We start from the raw sequence: 15934 nt of genomic DNA, 5'->3' as shown, positions 1-15934 counted from the left end.
TTATTCCTTAATCAGTAAGTTTGTGGATGTGCCGCTAATTGTGTGAGGCACACAAAAATGTAAGTCATGAGCACTAGAAAAATTACATCCACCAATAATATCAACCGGGAAAAATTGATCGACTTTTGCGGGATGATGTACGCTGTTGATCTGTTGGGAGGGAGATGGAAATTGATAATTCTTTATAAACTGGGAAAAGGATCTCTACGTTTTAGTGAACTGAAAAAGATAATCCCGGGTATTACAGACCGTATGCTGACGCTACACCTGAAAGAACTTGAACAAAGCGGCTTAGTTGACAGAACTATTTATGCCGAAGTACCACCACGGGTTGATTATAGGCTCACCAACAGCGCCGAGCTATTGATACCCGTGTGGCAGCAATTGGAGCACTGGGGTCTGGCCCATAAGGAAAGTCGGAGCGAAAAAATAAATGTATAATTTGTTGTAAGCTTTAAATTAAAAATTATCCTTCTTGTAACATCCCCCGGATCTCAAAGTTCACCTGACAAACTTTAACCATCCCCAAAACTTCCGTTGTTTTAAATAGCCATTATCAGCTTCATGAGCGTATGCCTCACGTTCAAAAACAATATCCAGGTAAGCTTTTTCATGATCCCGGTATTTTACCATATTAACTAAATAATTAATGAGATAAAGTATGTAAAACGGCACGATCAATAATTCCAGTTCTTGCATTAAATGAATGGTTTCGTGCCTGATAAGCCGGGTATCATTTTTTAAATCCTGATTTTTTATCAGGATAAAAGGAAAAACAGCCATACCATTTACCCTAAGAAAAGGAAACACAATAACGATGGGAAATAAACCCGACTTACTCAATTGATGCATCACTAAATATAAATAAAATATTTACTGACGCCGGAGAAGCAGCTAATGAGACGTTCTCTCGTCACCCCAATATCAAATGTTTAGCGTTTCCATGCATCAACAGAAAATTCAATTATTTTCAGTTTTTGAACCTCACCATCAATAGAAAATGACCCAGGAAATAAATAAAACCGTTACCATTAGCAGCCCCGTATCAAGGGTGTGGGAAGTCTTGACAAATCCGGAATTAATAAAACGATGGATGCTGGACACAGAAATAAATGTGACCACAGACTGGCAAATTGGGAGTTCCATCATCTTTAAGGGAAGCTTGGAATGGACAGATTTTGAAAACAAAGGAACCATCCTGCAATTTGAACCAGAGAAAATTTTTCAATATAACTATTGGAGCACACTTTCCGGTCTGTCTGATATACCCGGAAACTATATCATAGTTGGTTTTGTGTTGAGGCCAATAGCAAAGCAAACTGCACTAACCTTAACCCTGAGTAATATCACGGATGAGATAACCTATAAACATCTTGATTTTTACTGGACGGTAACGCTTGATGTTTTCAAGAAGCTTTGTGAATCATAATTGATTGTTTTGATAACAGGCAAATCACTCTGTTTCATGATTATAAGCTAGCAGGGCAATCAGCTTTTTATTAAATCCAACAGTACCTTCACCCAAAGCCGAGAAAAATCTCCGGTCAAAATCTTCCACTACAATAACTGCCTGCTTGATCACCTGTTTACCAGTTTCGGTAAGGGCAACACTTTTGGCACGGGTGTCCCTAACATGTTCCTGCCGTTGCAACAGCCCCTTGGTTTGTAATGCACGCAACACCGTTGAGGTTGTCATCGGGTCGATCTTGGTATGTGTGGAGAGCAAAATCTGGGTTACATCCTGCTTTTGCAAGGTTAGCCAATGGGTACTTGCCAGCAATACAAATTGCGAATGAGTCAGGTCATATTGCACCAATGCTTTTTTAATTTCGCGCTGCCACAAATTGGTAACCTGCCACAATAAAAAGCCGCTGCTATCTTCGGCTTTGTCAACACTAAAGGTATTATCTGTCGATTCCATTTTTTATTATTTTTAGTTGAGTAGATTAAATCCACCTATTTATACGCTTACAGTATTTTAGCGGCAGCAATTTGCTTCTGCATATCGGCCGGGGTATCATCAACAATTTTTTGAGCCACCAGCTTCACCCAAATAAAGCTCAGCAACCCGGTTACCCAAATGGTATTGGTTATTTTTACACCATCGGGCGTATCTTCAAACAAATGCTCATCATACATTTTTGCCAGCGGAAAATTGGTTACATCAATGTACTTATTGTTCGCGATGGTTTCAAGCAATTTTATCTTTACATCAGGACCACCTTTTGGTCTTAATATAAAACTATTGCCAGCCTCAAACCGGCCATTTATTTTGGCATATTCAATATTGCTATCCCAATTGTGCCAATTATTTACATCTGCAAACAGTTTCCATAATTGTTCTTTGGTTACTTCTGTTGTTACGGTTGAATAGGTTCTTTTCCACATGATTGTTAAAATTTAATTTATCATATGTTCAAATATAATAAGTATACTTATTATATGCAAATTAAAATTCAATTATTACTCCAATCTTTTATAATCATATAATTCCAATTTTCTTTTTAATGATTTATTGCTATAATATAGAGTGATCAGCACCCTATAATTGTCGTAATTGCCCCCTTTCTTTTTAAACATGTTGCCCTACCTTTATTTCATCAAAACAAAACAGCAATTAAAAATGGAAACAGCAAATAACATCGCAATTACAGTTGAGACTATCGTAAACGCTCCTGTTGCAAAAGTTTGGGAATCATGGAACGAACCTGAACATATAACCAAATGGTGTCAGGCATCTGACGATTGGCACGCCCCTTATGCAGATAATGACCTGCGTGTTGACGGAACTTTTAAAACTACCATGGCCGCTAAAGACGGTAGTTTTAGCTTTGATTTTGGTGGTGTTTATACCACGGTAGAAAAACATCGGCTTATTGAATACACCATAGGTGATGGCCGAAAGGTGTCAATCGTTTTTGACGATCTTGGTAATGCTACTAAAGTGATTGAAACATTTGATCCGGAAGGCACAAACCCCATCGAAATGCAACGTGGGGGCTGGCAGGCCATTCTGGATAATTTCAAGAAGTATACTGAAACCACTGTTTAGTAAAACATACTACAATAAAGCCTGGCACGGATATGTGCCAGGCTTTATTGTTTAATTACTAATACTTTAACTGGCTCGGAGCCACTCCAAATTTCTTTTTAAAGGTTGTACTAAAATGCTGAATGGACGAATAGCCCAGTTCAAACGCGATCTCGGTAACCGATTTCCGGGCCTCCAACAGATCAATTTTAGCGAGCTCCAAGCGACTTTCAGCCAAATATCCAAATACGGTTATACCAAACATCTCTTTAAACCCCCGCTTTAATTTATACTCATTGATACCTGCCGCACGGGCCAGCTGGGTTAAGCTTGGCGGCACCTCCATATGTTGTATCAAATAATCTCGGGCATATACCAATCGTTCTTTATCATAGTCGGTTTTGGCATATATTTTTGTTGGGATAAGTAGTTGATTATAGGATTCGGCCTGTAAAACCAATATCTCGATGGCTTTGGAAAGCAGGAACATTTTTTTTAGCGGCCCAACAAATTTGCAGTTAACAACCACATTGATACAACTTTGAATAGCCAGATTAATATTTAAATTATCAGCAGATAGCGCTGCCGACTCCCCTTTCAATATTTTGTCGGCAAATCTTTTCAGCGTATCGTTACCATCGCGTGTAATGTTCAGGAAAGCATCTTCGGTAAACTGGATCATGAACGATCTCATTTTTAATTCCTCCACCTTCATCTTACCTTCTGCCTCACTTCCGTAAAAAAGATTGTGCTGATTGGTGTTCAACTCAAATTGTTTATTCAGGTGTTTATCTACCATCAACAGTTTGCCTTTCAAACTAAAGTACATGGTAACCATTCTCATATCGCCCCGCCAATCAAGCGTACCCTGCTCTCTGAAAACAGATTCAGAGTAACTCATACGGATACCATTAAATACCCAGATACGCGTTTGCATATTTCCAAAAGGCAAGTTCAAATTAACCAGCTCTGTTTTTAGTTCATCCGTATTAAACCCGGCCTCGTTAAGCGGATGGCTATACAGGATATCGTTACTGGCCGCATCTTTTAATTCAAATGGCATTACTCCGTATTATATAAATCATACTCCTTTTAATGTAACAAGCGACTACCGGGTTGCGGACACCTTTGTAATACAAAAACTGATCAAACCCTGGCAATCAATAGTAAGATACAGAAAAGTACTTCTTGTTACTGATCACCAGGCGATAGTAGTAATCAAAAAATGAATTTTAAAAAATTAAGACAAATGATTGAAATAAAAGGAAATGGAAACATAGTTTCCAAAGAAATACCTGTAAGCTCATTTATCAGACTACACCTGGCAGCAAAAGGACTGATAGAATTAATACCATCCGATGAAGAAAAAGTAGTAATAGAGACCGACGAAAACCTGCTTGATTATTTTGAAGCAATTAACTCCGGCCGCACCCTCTATATATCATCCGAGGCCAAATTCCGAAAACCATCTTTTACCCAGTGCAAGATCAAGGTTTATTTACGCCAGATTGATACCCTTTATATCCGTTGCGATGGAGGCGATGTAAACTGCAGCAAAGCGATCACGCTGGATAATCCGCTTGAAATAAAAATACAGAGCGTTGGCAATACCAACCTTAACATTTTTGCCCCTGCTATAAAAGTATTAAGTCAATGCTCCGGAAATGTTACCCTTAAAGGTAAATGCGGTACACTGACCATCAAAAATCAGAGCGAAGGAAATTTATTTGCCCTGGAAATGATTGCAGATGAATTAAGCATCAGAAATATGGCTGAGGGCAATGTAGAACTATATGCCGACAGAGCCATCAGCATTGCTCACTGGGGTCAGGGCGATGTGCATTACGCCGGCAACGCGGTACTAACAGATGTAAAACAATACGGAGACGGCATCATCAAACACGTTAAATAATATGGAAACTATCAATAAACCAATAATCATTATAGGAGCCGGCTATGCTGGCTTATCCCTGGCTTTGTTTTTGAAAAAGGCAGGTATACCTTCCACAGTTTTTGAGGCATATCCCGATGTAAAGAACATTGGTGGAGGTATAGGCCTGGCCCCAAATGGCATAAACATACTACAGCAGTTGGGACTAAATGAAAAAGTGATCAATACCGGAAAGGTCGTAGATTATAATAATTTCAGGAATTACAAAGGCAAGTTCCTGGCTCGCATAAAGCCCAATGCCATCAAAAAATTTGGACAACCATTTGTGATGATTTCCCGGGCAGTGCTACATCAGATACTTTATCAGGAAGCAATTGAACAGGGTATCGAAATAAAATTTCAAAAACGATTGAGCCACATACATGAAAGTGCTGGTGACATAACAGCTATTTTTGACGATGAAAGCAGCTTTGAAGGCCCCCTGATAATTGGCGCCGATGGTATCCATTCCACAACCCGAAAAATCATCTTTAACAACGCCTTCCCCGAACAATATACCGGATTTTATGGTGCCGGCGGATTTGTGCAAAGATCAACTGTTGAACAATACCTGGGGCTACACGACCACGATGCGCTTAACCTGTCGTTTGGTTTAAGCGGATTCTTTGGTTTTAGTTTCCAGACTGTGGATGAGCTCACGTGGTGGTGCAGCCTTGAACTATCTGAACAGGATGCAAAACAAACACTGACGAATTTCTCAGCCGGGACACTAAAAAACAAATTAGTAGCAGATTATAAAGATTTTTATCAACCTGTCCCGCAGCTGATCGCCAACTCAGGCCATATTATCAAAACCGTTATGTATGATATGCCCAGCCTACCCGAATGGTACAAAGGCAAAACAATTTTGATAGGCGATGCTGCCCATGCGGTTAGCCCTACCAGTGGCTTGGGTGCATCGTTAGCTTTGGAAGACGCCATGATATTAGCTAAACTACTTAGGAGGTATACTACCAATGAATATTCTAAAGCTTTTTTCGATTTTCAATCTGTCAGAAAACCACGAACAGAGAAAGTGCGTGCCGACGCTAACAAGCATAATATCGATAAAAAAATCCACTCGCCAATCTCCGCCTGGTTTAGGGACACCATGATGTCGCTTTTTCTCAAATTATTTGGATTAGGGGCCGTCGACTGGAAGTATAACTATAAAGTGGAATGGGGTGATTAACAACAGAACTCCCTGTATTAATACAGGGAGTTCTGTTGTTTTTATACATTTGGAAGAATTTAAATAGTTGCCACGATAAACAATCTCGGAAATGGCAGCAATACCGAACCATCAGCATATTGCGGATACTCTTTCGCTGTCCCTTCTTCATATTGTGCTAAAAAAGCCTTACGTTCGGCATCATCAAGCGGATCAATAAACGGGCGGAGACCAGTTCCCTTAAACCACTCTACAATTGCCGCAGGGCCACTCTGAAGTGGGTGATGATAAACGGTACGCCAGATATCCAGTGTAGCAACCTTATCGCGCAGGCTGCGATAATACCATTCGGCTCCTTCCCTTGTCATTCGTTTTGATGTCTGATTTAATTTGGTAGCCCAGGGCCCTTTGGCAGCGGTTTCGCGCATAAGGCGGTGTGCGGGCTCATCAAAATTATCGGGCATTTGCACAGCCAGGCAGCCTCCTTTAGCAAGCTTACTGATCAATGCCGGGAAAAGTGTTTGATGATCAGACACCCACTGCAAAGCAGCATTAGCGAGGATAACATCATAGGGCCCCGGATCCCGCCATGAAGAAATATCGTCGACCTCAAAATGCACATCGGGCATACGTTTTCGGGCGGCTTCAATCATATTTTCAGAACTATCCATGCCCGTGATTCTAGCATTTGGAAATTTAGCACGCAATAACTCCGTTGAATTACCCGGGCCGCATCCAATATCCGCAGCATAATTTACTTTAGTTATTGGAATATTAAAAAGCAGGTCCCTGATAGGGCGATTACGTTCATGCTCAAATTTTGAATATTGCTCTGACGACCAACTCATATATTTTTACGTTTAATATTTAACAAAATATAGATGAAAAAATTGTCCCCCCAGTGCTGTTCGTTATTACCTTAAGATAACTTCTGGCACCACTATTTCTGTTAATTTTGCCGGCTTACATCACAAATATTATGGAACATCTGCTTGATAACCCCATCTGGAATGCTTTGATATCCGGAAACAGCAACCTGGCTCATGGTAATAGCCAGGTTAAATGTTATGCCGAAAACGTAGCTCCTTTTGTTGGTTTTGAAGATTATTCAACAGCGAACTTTAATATACTTTATAAACTGGTAACCAATCAACGGGTTTTAGCTGTTGTTTCGGCCGAAGAAATCACCATTCCTAATAACTGGAAGGTGCTGAATAATATGAAAATATTACAATTAGTGTTTGATGACCCAATACCACAGGAGCCTGTAAACCAGGAATTAGTCACTTTAACAGACCAACACATACCGGCCATGCTTGCATTAACCAAAATGACCAATCCGGGGCCTTTTTCTGAGCGCACCATTGATTTTGGTAATTACAACGGTATTTTCAACAATGGTGAGTTAGCCGCTATGGCGGGATATCGTACGCAGCCGTCGCCTTACATTGAAATTAGCGCTGTATGTACACATCCAGACCATCTTGGTAAAGGTTACGCCGGTACATTAATTAATTACCATATACGGCAAATTGTTGCGGCATCGGGAATCCCCTATCTTCATTCGCGTATCGATAATGCGAATGCCATCAGACTTTATCAAAAACTGGGCTTTTCTATCAGGAAGGAAATGACTTTCAATATCATCCAAAAAAATTAACAAATAAGCCCGGCATAAAAATACCGGACCTATTTGTTTTATGGCATTGCCAGTTATAGCCGTTTCAGGATTTACCTTTGATAAGTCTCGAGATCCATACCAGCAACACAGCACCCAAAAAGGCTGTAATAAGATAACCGATACTCCCACCCCAATGAATACCGAGCCATCCTAAAATAGCACCGCCGACCCATCCGCCGACCAAACCCAACAGAATATCGATAATAATTCCATAACCATCACCCTTCATCGCTTTCCCTGCGAGCCAACCGGCAATACCGCCTAATAAAATCTGAAATAATAAGTGCATAATTATATGAGTTTAAGTTAAAAAATCAATAGAAAATACCCCGATAGCAAATTTGATGCTACTGGTTACGCTTTGGTATTTAGAGGATTGTTCACATAGTTTTCACAAGCACTAAAACGCCAGTTAAACTATTTTTAGGTTTATATAAAGATATTCATTATCCGCAATATTTGCAGAATACATTTACTTCATTTTCAAATAGTAATAAAAACAACAATTACGCCCAATTTATTAACAGGATGTAATTTATTATCGCATGCCTGGTGTTTATTGTCCGGCCTTTAGTGTTAATAAAGGGCTGGATACCCATCCTATGGTTTTAATACTCTTAACCTTACCGTTCACTTTTTCCAAAACTTCGCTTTGGCTGTTTACCAGGTAAACTTTACTCCAGTCGCTACTTGTACTGATCAGGCCAACTTCATAACCTTTGGATAGTTTCTTAATAGCCGCATCAGCGGTTGAGGGGCCGCTTCTGAAATTAGTGCCCTCGGTATTTACCAGGTAAATTTTACCGATGTTGTTAACGCTGCCATAAACATTTTTTTTGAACGCATCCCAGGAAAAAGCCGGTCCTGGGTCGGGTTTACGAGCCGGTGAACTATCATCATGCCCTATAGTAATATCAATGATAATTTTGAACCAATGCTTTACTAAGTTTATATAAAGCTTGTAACTGCGCGTCGGGGTATACCCCCCAATAATGATTGTCTTTATTAGTCCAGAATTTATGCTTGTGTTCAGCTTTCAAAAATTTAGCACTGTTAGCAGCAGGGTATGTTTTAAAGCCACCATCGGTACCTCTTCTGAAACTACCGTCGGCTAATTTTTCAACAAAACCCGGGTTGACGATCTCGATGCCGATGGAGTGATAATTTAAACTATCGGTACCATCCCTGGTACTTGGGCCAGCATGATTTTTAAATATATATGAAACAGTTAAGTAATACGCTATTTTTTATATTCACTTATTTTATAAATCAGATGTAAAAGAACAAATCCAGAAGCGTTTGTATCAAATACAGTGTTTCACATATTATTTTCTGTTATTTGTACCCCATTTGAATATCGGGGTGGACATGTTGAATTATGCAAAGCATACCAAATTCATTTTTGTGCTTGCAGAATATGGTTTTCTGTCTATATTTGCACTCCCAACGCGAAAGTAGCTCAGTTGGTAGAGCACGACCTTGCCAAGGTCGGGGTCGCGAGTTCGAATCTCGTCTTTCGCTCAAAGCCCTTCCTTCAAAAAGTTGGGCTTTATTTTTAAAAGGTTAACTTCCGATTTGAATCGGAATAAACGCTGCTCAGATGGTGGAACTGGTAGACACGCAGGACTTAAAATCCTGTTCCCGTAAACGGAGTGCGGGTTCGATTCCCGCTCTGAGTACAAAAACTCTGATACTGGCGTATCGGGGCTTTTGTTTTTATATGTACCGATCTAACTCATGTGGATGTCAATTTTATTGGGGCCGTATTGTTCTACCCTAATTCGCACGTACAGGCATCGTATAACTCAACGGTTTTTCATTGCGCAACATTTTGGCGGCTTCGCCGGTTAGCCATAAATAGTGGTCACTGGGTTTGCCATCCATATCAATGAATTTAGCGGTATTACTCACGGGCGGTTTATCGGTCACTTTAAAGATAGCGGTACCTTCATTAACCTCATCAAACATGGCCACATAAAGCATGGAAGCCCCGGCCTGTAAAGCCGTGGAGATCTGCTGCCAGTAAAATCGCCCGCCCTGCCGTGGTATAGATGCCACTGGTTTTACATCGTCCGGAAACTCATAGGTGCTAAGGTTATGCCAGCTAAAACCAGGATAAACACAAGGTGCATATTCCAGGTGATTGGCTTTACACCATTGCATATCGCCGATCATCAGGTCGCGATAGCGATCCACGTCATTATGCAGCAAAGGCGAAAAACGTTGCACAGTCCATGGCAATACAATATCTGCCTGTTTGATCACCTCATGTAAAAACGGATCATTCAAACAATCAGCATTCAAATCGCGCCAAAAAGTGGGCACACCCAGCATCACAGCACAACCACCATAAACCGGATCATGCTTTAAAAAGTCTATCAGTTTCAGGATGCCAATATTGCGGATGTTATACGGCCTGTCCGGAAAGCCAAGCCCCCAGATAGCTACCACAGGTTTGCCGTTATTATTAAGGTAAGTTTTATTACCAGGTTGATTTGTAACCTTTAATGAATCGACCAGGTATTTCCAGTCGGCTATAATGGCCGAGCAATCTTCGCCCGTAGCATTAAGGCCCGAAAGATCATACATGATAGCGATGGCCCTGTTATATTTTGAAGCAGCTTCCAGCGCGTTCTTAACCACTACACCTGTTTCCCGGCGTCCGCCTGCGCTTTTGGTGTAGCCCATAAAACGTTGCATAAAAACTCCGTCAACGCCATATTGCTGCATCCATTTAAAATGCAGATCAACCGTGCTTTTATCATGCGAGCTAAATAGCTTGGCCGGGCTTCCATCGGCCAGTTTAAACGGCGTAGCATAGGTGTTAGTGTATTCACTTACGTCAGGCCAGGCATCAATGCCGCAACGACTCTCGGAAGCAAAATAGTGACTAAAGGCTGATTTAGTACCATCCCCCTCGGCCCTGAACCAACCCTGGTAACCGGCCATTACCAGGCCATGATAAGTTGGGTACCGGGTAACTTTTGAATGTTTATTTTGCGCATAAGCAGCTACACTTAACATTAAAAAATACATGACTGCAAAGTGTATCTTTTTCATAATTGCATGTGGTTTTATTGAGGTTATTGGTTTTAAGTATTCAAAACGCCCGTCCAGGTTTTGGTATGGACAGGCATTTTGATAATCATGTTAGAATTTACTCATTTTAATAGCCTGGGTTTTGTGTCCAGGTGGAATTGATATACATATCGTTTTGCGGTATTGGAGCTAAATAGCGCTGGCTTATGTCACCTGTAAAGTTGATAGGGTTTTCATTGCTGGCACGCGCTGCAATAACCTGCGGCAGCAACTGTAATCGCACAATATCAAACCAGCGTATACCAAACTCACCTGCAAATTCATAGGCGCGCTCATTAACTACAGCTTTCTGAAAGTCGGCAGCAGATAATCCCGTTTGAAGATTGGGCAGACCGGCCCTTGTCCTGACCTGGTTAACCGCCGCATAGGTCGCCGCGGATGGCCCGCCTGATGACATGGCCTGAGCTTCGGCATAATCCAGTAACACCAAAGGATACCTGATTATATCGGTAGTTTTATTGGTACTTGGATTGATGGACAGTATGGCAGTGGCCGTTTCACTTACCCCATCCCCCCCCAGCCCTGCCCTGAATTTTTTGTAATACGGATGGCCTGCATGGGTTTCGGATGAATTCCAAGGTACTAATTTGAAAGTTATGTTATTGCCCGACCCCTGCCTTAATTTTAGCGTAGTATAAAAAGTAGCATCGGTACGATCACATTTTGGCGCATTCAAAAAGAAGTTTATCTCCGGGTAATAATCATCCCAACCGCCTGACCCATCGACGGCTACTTCATCCAAAGGCACGCTTGATGATCCGTAAGTACGGTTGGGCGATCCTCCGCTGACATTAAACTGGATGCCAAATATAGATTCAGAATTATTGTTAGTTGTAAACACTGACGCATAACTACTCACCAGGTTATAGTTTCCGTTACGTATAACAGTATCAGCTTCGGCAGCGGCCAGGGCATAATTGGCCGTTTGTTTCAGCGGCCAGCCAGCCATGGTTAAATATACGTCTCCCAACATGGCTCTTGCCGCCATTTGATTGGCCCTGCCTATCTGTTTGGCATCGCCATAGCTAACCGGCAACCAGCTTTTGGCAATTTTAAGATCGCTGATGATCAAATTATAGATATCGCTTACGCTTGCACGTGGCGGCCGGTCATTCACCGATATTAACTTATCAACCAGCGGAACACCACCGAAAGTCCGCACCAGATTATAATAACCCCATGCGCGTAAAAAGTAGGCCTGCCCTACTGCCTTACGCTTTAAATCATCTGTGGAGTTTACCTGCGCGTAATTGGTAATAACATTATTAGCCTGGTAAATAGCAGTCCATGGACCGTTCCATTGAGCCTGCATACTGGCGTTGGTGCTGCTTCCGTTTAGCTGATCAAAGGCCCGCATATCGCCTTTATTAAGCCCGGGATCGGTAGTCAAATCGTCGGCGCCAAAATAGGAGGTACTTTTGTTGGTAAATGCATAAGCGCCATCAACAGCGTATTTGGCATAAATAGATGCCACAGCGGCATCCAGGTCCGCCTGTGTTTTGAGGTAATTAACCGGTGTAAGGTTACCTTTGGGATTTTCGGTAAGCTGTTTTTTGCAGCTGAATATGGATGCTGCCAAAAATAAAGCAACCGTTATTGAATATCTTGTTTTCATCTTTTTATAATTTATATAGAAAGCAATTGATTAATGTATTATAGCGTGGCTCTTAAACCCAATGTGTAAGTTTTAGGGTTGGGTATAACACCTGTTTCCAAACCTTGTGTAATAGCATTGGTTGCATTAGAGACCTCAGGATCATACCCTGGATATTTGGTGATCGTCCAGATATTTTGCCCGCTCACATAAACTTCAACGCTTTTAAAGCCTGCACAGCTTAAAACATGGGTTGGTATGGTGTAGCCCAATGACAGGTTTTTAAGCTTGATATAGCTTGCATTGTAAACAAAGCGGCTGCTATTGATAAAGTTCTGACTGGTGCTGCTGAATGTTGGGTTGTTGGTTTGATTTGTTGGTGTCCAGATATTCAGCGCCGTTGTCGACGTGGCATTTCGGGCATCACCCAAGCCACCTAAAGTATAAGGAGTGGTACCGCTATAGATCTGGTTGCCATGGGTTCCCTGAAACATAAAGCTTAAGGTGAAATTGCTATAGCTTACATCATTAATAAAGCCGAAACTGTATTTAGGCGTGCCATTACCAATAGGCATGAGGTCGGCACTGGTATATTTATGGTCACCGTTAACATCGGTGTATTTAGCGTCACCAGGTTTCATACCAAATGTGGCTGCCTGTGCGGCTTCATTTGTTTTCCAGGTACCTAAAAACTGATAACCGTAAAACTCACCTAAGGGCGTACCTACTTTTAATATAGACACACCGGTTTGTGCCGAACCAATATTGTTTACCACAATGTTATCGTCACCGCCTAAACTGGTTATCCGGTTTTTATTAAAGGATATGGTAAAATTGGTTGACCAGTGCAGCTTACCGGCTAATGGGTTTCCACCCAAAGCAAACTCAATACCTTTGTTATCCAGGCTGCCGATATTAGCCAGATAGGTACCGCCGCCATCATAAGCGGGTACCTGCTTGGCGTATAACAAATTGCTGATCTTTTTCTGGTAAGCATCAACCGTAAATGTTAAACGGCCTTTAAAAAACGACATATCTAAACCAGCATCAGTAGTGGTGGTGGTTTCCCACTTCAAAGTATTGGATACAGGCGTACCCAATGGGGTGGTGATAGATGCTGTTGTACCATCAAAATAATAAGCCGGGCCGCCGGCTGAGTACTGAGGTATGGTAGCGTAAGCAGCCACCGCCTGATTCCCGGTTTTACCCCAGCTTGCACGTAATTTCAAGTCGGAGAAAACATTCCATTTATCAATAAAACTTTCACGGGCAGCATTCCAGCCTAAGGCCACGGAAGGGAAGGTACTGTATTTTTGAACCAAATGCGACGATCCATCAGAACGTAAACTGGCTGTCAACAGGTACTTATCTTTGTAGGTATAGTTAACCCTGCCCATGAACGATTGCAAAGCATCCTGGTAATATCCCGATGTAGTGAGCTGTGTTGTACCCAATCCTAAGTTATAATAACCCAGTGCATAGGTTGACAGGTTTTTTGATTGTGCATTAATATTGGTGTTCTGGTGATTCTGAAACTCATACAACGCGGTAACCGTTAACGAATGATCACCCAACTTTTTCTTGTAGGTCAGGAAATCACTGGTCTGATAAGCACGGTATCTGCCTGTAGCTGCCGCGGCATAGTCACCACCTACCAAACCCAAACTGGTTTGTAAACCATACAGCGTTTGCGTTAGTTGCGACTGATTTTCATAGGTGTTATTTGATGTAAGGGTCAGATCGTTGGTAATGCGGTAGGTAAATATGCCGGTACCGGTTATATCGGTAGTACTTACATCAACCTGCTGGTTATTGGCCTGGGCCACCGGGTTTATCTGGTTCGAGGCATACTGAGACCTTAGGACATAGTTGCCACTGGCGTCACGCACGGGAGAAGTTGGGTCCCATTGTGTGGCTTGTGCAAACGGATCAGTAATGTCACCGGAATAACCTGTATTACGGCTTTGCGGCAGTAAGGCGGTCAGGTTTACTTTAAGATCCATCCTGTCGTTCAGTTTAATACCCAGGTTGGCACGTAGCGTGGTTCTTTTGTAGTACTGGTTAAGGATCAATCCGGGCTGGTCAAGATGATTGAATGATACCAGGTAATTCACATTATCACTCCCACCGGATATATCACCCTGGTAGCTCCTGATCCAGGGCTTTTGCTGCACGGCTTTTTGCCAGTCGGTACCCGGGTTATTTTTAAAATTAGCCAGATCAGCGTCAGAAAACGCCGGAGGATTCCCGGTTGTGGCAAATTGCGCGTTTAACGTACGGGCAAAATCATAGGCATTCATCAAATCAAGCTCTTTGGGTACGCTTGCCTTGCTGAACCAGGTGTTAATATTGATAACAGGCTTACCTGTTTTACCGCTTTTAGTAGTGATCAACACCACCCCATTGGCACCGCGCGATCCATAGATAGCCGTGGCAGATGCATCTTTCAATATTTCCAGTGATTGGATATCACTCGGACTTATCGATTCGATATTACCTCCGATATAGCCATCTATAACGTATAAAGGTTCTGTAGAACCGGTAATAGAGTTAGCTCCGCGTATTTTTACACTAAGCCCTGCACCTGGCTGGCCGCTGTTACTAGATACTGTTACACCTGCCGTGGTACCCTGTAAAGCCTGCTCCACCCTAACCAGTGGCCGTTTAGCTATCTCCTTAGCAGTAACCGTACTGGTAGCTCCTGTTACATCTCTTTTTTGTTGAATGCCGTAACCTACAGCTACCACTTCATTTAAACTGATGGTTTTTTCGGCCATGGTGATATCCAGGGTGGTTTGGCCGTTCAGTATAACTGTTTGGTCTTCAAAACCAACATAAGTGAATAATAGTGTAGCCCCTGCAGGAGCGTCTATTTGAAACACGCCATTGGCATTGGTAAGGGCTATTGTGTTACTTCCCTGTACCTTTACAGATACCCCGGGCAGCGGCACACCTTTGCTATCCTTAACCTTACCACTGATAGGCGCGGCGGCCAGGGCATATTTATCACCTTTTAAGTGTGTGGCCGTGGCATAACTGCTCCATGTAATGCAGCATACCAACAGCATACATAAAAATCTTTTCATGCTCTATTGAAAATTTGGGTTATAAAAAATTGGTTTATTTAATTAACTGGGAGTAAATAACCTCTCGGGCATTAATAAAATCTTAATAACAGATTAATATAGCGACAACAGAAAGCCACCGAATACAACACACTTAAATTCAAATATTTATATCAATAATAAATTCAGAATTTGATAAAAAAAGTTCCATATCCTTAGCTTAAAGGCGGGAGAAATACCTATAAATCATTTTGGTTTTTACGATTGATATAAACTTTCGGGTTGTGAAAACTGCACGTGGGTATCGTATGCTCCATAATAAAAAAACAATGTCCCCTTTCTCAAAACGTAAAAGGGGACATT

17 protein-coding genes and 2 tRNA genes are annotated in these 15934 nt (G+C 41.8%); 8 read left to right on the top strand and 11 right to left on the bottom strand.

The genetic code is table 11. The annotated features are described in order from the left end of the window. The first annotated feature begins 66 nt into the window (after positions 1-66). Positions 67-441 (top strand): winged helix-turn-helix transcriptional regulator, encoded by a 375-nt coding sequence (locus tag BLR84_RS03520; protein ID WP_090464371.1) that lies wholly within the window; start codon positions 67-69, stop codon positions 439-441. Positions 442-501: 60 nt separating this feature from the next. Here BLR84_RS03520 and BLR84_RS03515 read toward each other — a convergent pair whose 3' ends face one another. Next, on the bottom strand, positions 502-783 hold the full coding sequence (locus BLR84_RS03515; protein WP_176851938.1) for a hypothetical protein: 282 nt from the start codon (positions 781-783) through the stop codon (positions 502-504). A gap of 217 nt (positions 784-1000) precedes the next feature. Between BLR84_RS03515 and BLR84_RS03510 the strand changes: the two genes are divergently transcribed. Then, positions 1001-1429: an SRPBCC family protein gene (locus BLR84_RS03510; RefSeq protein WP_090464368.1), complete on the top strand. Its 429-nt coding sequence runs from the start codon at positions 1001-1003 to the stop codon at positions 1427-1429. A gap of 24 nt (positions 1430-1453) precedes the next feature. Here BLR84_RS03510 and BLR84_RS03505 read toward each other — a convergent pair whose 3' ends face one another. Beyond that, on the bottom strand, positions 1454-1921 hold the full coding sequence (locus BLR84_RS03505) for a MarR family winged helix-turn-helix transcriptional regulator (protein ID WP_090464365.1): 468 nt from the start codon (positions 1919-1921) through the stop codon (positions 1454-1456). Between the two features lie 47 nt (positions 1922-1968). After that, positions 1969-2388 (bottom strand): SRPBCC family protein, encoded by a 420-nt coding sequence (locus BLR84_RS03500; RefSeq protein ID WP_090464362.1) that lies wholly within the window; start codon positions 2386-2388, stop codon positions 1969-1971. A gap of 235 nt (positions 2389-2623) precedes the next feature. Here BLR84_RS03500 and BLR84_RS03495 point away from each other — a divergent pair, with 235 nt between their 5' ends. Beyond that, positions 2624-3052 carry an SRPBCC family protein gene (locus BLR84_RS03495; RefSeq protein WP_090465790.1) on the top strand — a complete coding sequence of 143 codons (429 nt, stop codon included), beginning with the start codon at positions 2624-2626 and terminating at the stop codon, positions 3050-3052. Positions 3053-3110: 58 nt separating this feature from the next. On the opposite strand, the gene BLR84_RS03490 is transcribed toward BLR84_RS03495, so the two are convergent. Next, complete coding sequence (locus tag BLR84_RS03490) at positions 3111-4094, bottom strand: helix-turn-helix transcriptional regulator (protein ID WP_090464359.1); 984 nt, start codon at positions 4092-4094, stop codon at positions 3111-3113. Positions 4095-4256: 162 nt separating this feature from the next. Here BLR84_RS03490 and BLR84_RS03485 point away from each other — a divergent pair, with 162 nt between their 5' ends. Together BLR84_RS03485 and BLR84_RS03480 are read left to right on the top strand one after the other, a co-directional pair. Continuing rightward, positions 4257-4943, top strand: coding sequence for a GIN domain-containing protein (locus BLR84_RS03485; protein ID WP_090464355.1), 687 nt, complete (start codon positions 4257-4259; stop codon positions 4941-4943). Between the two features lies 1 nt (position 4944). Next, positions 4945-6153 carry an FAD-dependent monooxygenase gene (locus tag BLR84_RS03480; RefSeq protein ID WP_090464352.1) on the top strand — a complete coding sequence of 403 codons (1209 nt, stop codon included), beginning with the start codon at positions 4945-4947 and terminating at the stop codon, positions 6151-6153. A gap of 59 nt (positions 6154-6212) precedes the next feature. Here BLR84_RS03480 and tam read toward each other — a convergent pair whose 3' ends face one another. After that, positions 6213-6980 carry a trans-aconitate 2-methyltransferase gene (tam, locus tag BLR84_RS03475; protein ID WP_090464349.1) on the bottom strand — a complete coding sequence of 256 codons (768 nt, stop codon included), beginning with the start codon at positions 6978-6980 and terminating at the stop codon, positions 6213-6215. Between the two features lie 131 nt (positions 6981-7111). On the opposite strand from tam, the gene BLR84_RS03470 reads away from it, so the two are divergent. Further along, entirely contained in the window at positions 7112-7792 is a 681-nt protein-coding gene (locus BLR84_RS03470) for a GNAT family N-acetyltransferase (protein WP_090464346.1), read from the top strand. Between the two features lie 64 nt (positions 7793-7856). Here BLR84_RS03470 and BLR84_RS03465 read toward each other — a convergent pair whose 3' ends face one another. The 3 genes from BLR84_RS03465 to BLR84_RS30525 all read right to left on the bottom strand — a co-directional run bounded on the left by BLR84_RS03465 (position 7857) and on the right by BLR84_RS30525 (position 9030). Beyond that, positions 7857-8102, bottom strand: a complete 246-nt coding sequence (locus tag BLR84_RS03465; RefSeq protein ID WP_090464343.1) for a GlsB/YeaQ/YmgE family stress response membrane protein — start codon at positions 8100-8102, stop codon at positions 7857-7859. Positions 8103-8369: 267 nt separating this feature from the next. Then, entirely contained in the window at positions 8370-8606 is a 237-nt protein-coding gene (locus tag BLR84_RS30530) for an SH3 domain-containing protein (RefSeq protein ID WP_369829171.1), read from the bottom strand. 121 nt (positions 8607-8727) lie between these two features. Further along, positions 8728-9030 carry an N-acetylmuramoyl-L-alanine amidase gene (locus tag BLR84_RS30525; RefSeq protein WP_369829170.1) on the bottom strand — a complete coding sequence of 101 codons (303 nt, stop codon included), beginning with the start codon at positions 9028-9030 and terminating at the stop codon, positions 8728-8730. A gap of 231 nt (positions 9031-9261) precedes the next feature. Here BLR84_RS30525 and BLR84_RS03450 point away from each other — a divergent pair. Together BLR84_RS03450 and BLR84_RS03445 are read left to right on the top strand one after the other, a co-directional pair. Then, a tRNA-Gly gene (locus tag BLR84_RS03450) sits at positions 9262-9334 on the top strand. Positions 9335-9407: 73 nt separating this feature from the next. After that, positions 9408-9492: transfer RNA gene (locus tag BLR84_RS03445), tRNA-Leu, on the top strand. Positions 9493-9589: 97 nt separating this feature from the next. Here BLR84_RS03445 and BLR84_RS03440 read toward each other — a convergent pair. From BLR84_RS03440 to BLR84_RS03430, 3 genes are all read right to left on the bottom strand, one after another. Further along, the gene (locus BLR84_RS03440; protein WP_090464335.1) at positions 9590-10873 is read right to left on the bottom strand and encodes a glycoside hydrolase family 99 protein; all 1284 of its coding nucleotides are present in this window, start codon (positions 10871-10873) and stop codon (positions 9590-9592) included. Between the two features lie 106 nt (positions 10874-10979). Further along, complete coding sequence (locus BLR84_RS03435) at positions 10980-12527, bottom strand: RagB/SusD family nutrient uptake outer membrane protein (RefSeq protein WP_090464333.1); 1548 nt, start codon at positions 12525-12527, stop codon at positions 10980-10982. 38 nt (positions 12528-12565) lie between these two features. Further along, positions 12566-15592, bottom strand: a complete 3027-nt coding sequence (locus BLR84_RS03430; protein ID WP_090464330.1) for a SusC/RagA family TonB-linked outer membrane protein — start codon at positions 15590-15592, stop codon at positions 12566-12568. Positions 15593-15934: the final 342 nt, after the last annotated feature.

Source organism: Mucilaginibacter sp. OK268, assembly GCF_900103125.1.
Taxonomy (GTDB): domain Bacteria; phylum Bacteroidota; class Bacteroidia; order Sphingobacteriales; family Sphingobacteriaceae; genus Mucilaginibacter.
Note: the sequence above shows the minus strand (reverse complement) of the source record. Positions and strands in the feature narration are given on the sequence as shown.

Excerpts from the sequence above, each read along its gene's own strand:
- tam (WP_090464349.1), bottom strand. The coding sequence starts at position 6,980 with ATGAGTTGGTCGTCAGAGCAATATTCAAAATTTGAGCATGAACGTAAT.
- BLR84_RS03495 (WP_090465790.1), top strand. The coding sequence starts at position 2,624 with ATGGAAACAGCAAATAACATCGCAATTACAGTTGAGACTATCGTAAAC.
- BLR84_RS03515 (WP_176851938.1), bottom strand. The coding sequence starts at position 783 with ATGGCTGTTTTTCCTTTTATCCTGATAAAAAATCAGGATTTAAAAAAT.
- BLR84_RS03500 (WP_090464362.1), bottom strand. The coding sequence starts at position 2,388 with ATGTGGAAAAGAACCTATTCAACCGTAACAACAGAAGTAACCAAAGAA.
- BLR84_RS03435 (WP_090464333.1), bottom strand. The coding sequence starts at position 12,527 with ATGAAAACAAGATATTCAATAACGGTTGCTTTATTTTTGGCAGCATCC.
- BLR84_RS03520 (WP_090464371.1), top strand. The coding sequence starts at position 67 with ATGAGCACTAGAAAAATTACATCCACCAATAATATCAACCGGGAAAAA.
- BLR84_RS03505 (WP_090464365.1), bottom strand. The coding sequence starts at position 1,921 with ATGGAATCGACAGATAATACCTTTAGTGTTGACAAAGCCGAAGATAGC.
- BLR84_RS03465 (WP_090464343.1), bottom strand. The coding sequence starts at position 8,102 with ATGCACTTATTATTTCAGATTTTATTAGGCGGTATTGCCGGTTGGCTC.
- BLR84_RS03490 (WP_090464359.1), bottom strand. The coding sequence starts at position 4,094 with ATGCCATTTGAATTAAAAGATGCGGCCAGTAACGATATCCTGTATAGC.
- BLR84_RS03470 (WP_090464346.1), top strand. The coding sequence starts at position 7,112 with ATGGAACATCTGCTTGATAACCCCATCTGGAATGCTTTGATATCCGGA.
- BLR84_RS03430 (WP_090464330.1), bottom strand. The coding sequence starts at position 15,592 with ATGAAAAGATTTTTATGTATGCTGTTGGTATGCTGCATTACATGGAGC.
- BLR84_RS03485 (WP_090464355.1), top strand. The coding sequence starts at position 4,257 with ATGAATTTTAAAAAATTAAGACAAATGATTGAAATAAAAGGAAATGGA.
- BLR84_RS03480 (WP_090464352.1), top strand. The coding sequence starts at position 4,945 with ATGGAAACTATCAATAAACCAATAATCATTATAGGAGCCGGCTATGCT.
- BLR84_RS03510 (WP_090464368.1), top strand. The coding sequence starts at position 1,001 with ATGACCCAGGAAATAAATAAAACCGTTACCATTAGCAGCCCCGTATCA.
- BLR84_RS03440 (WP_090464335.1), bottom strand. The coding sequence starts at position 10,873 with ATGAAAAAGATACACTTTGCAGTCATGTATTTTTTAATGTTAAGTGTA.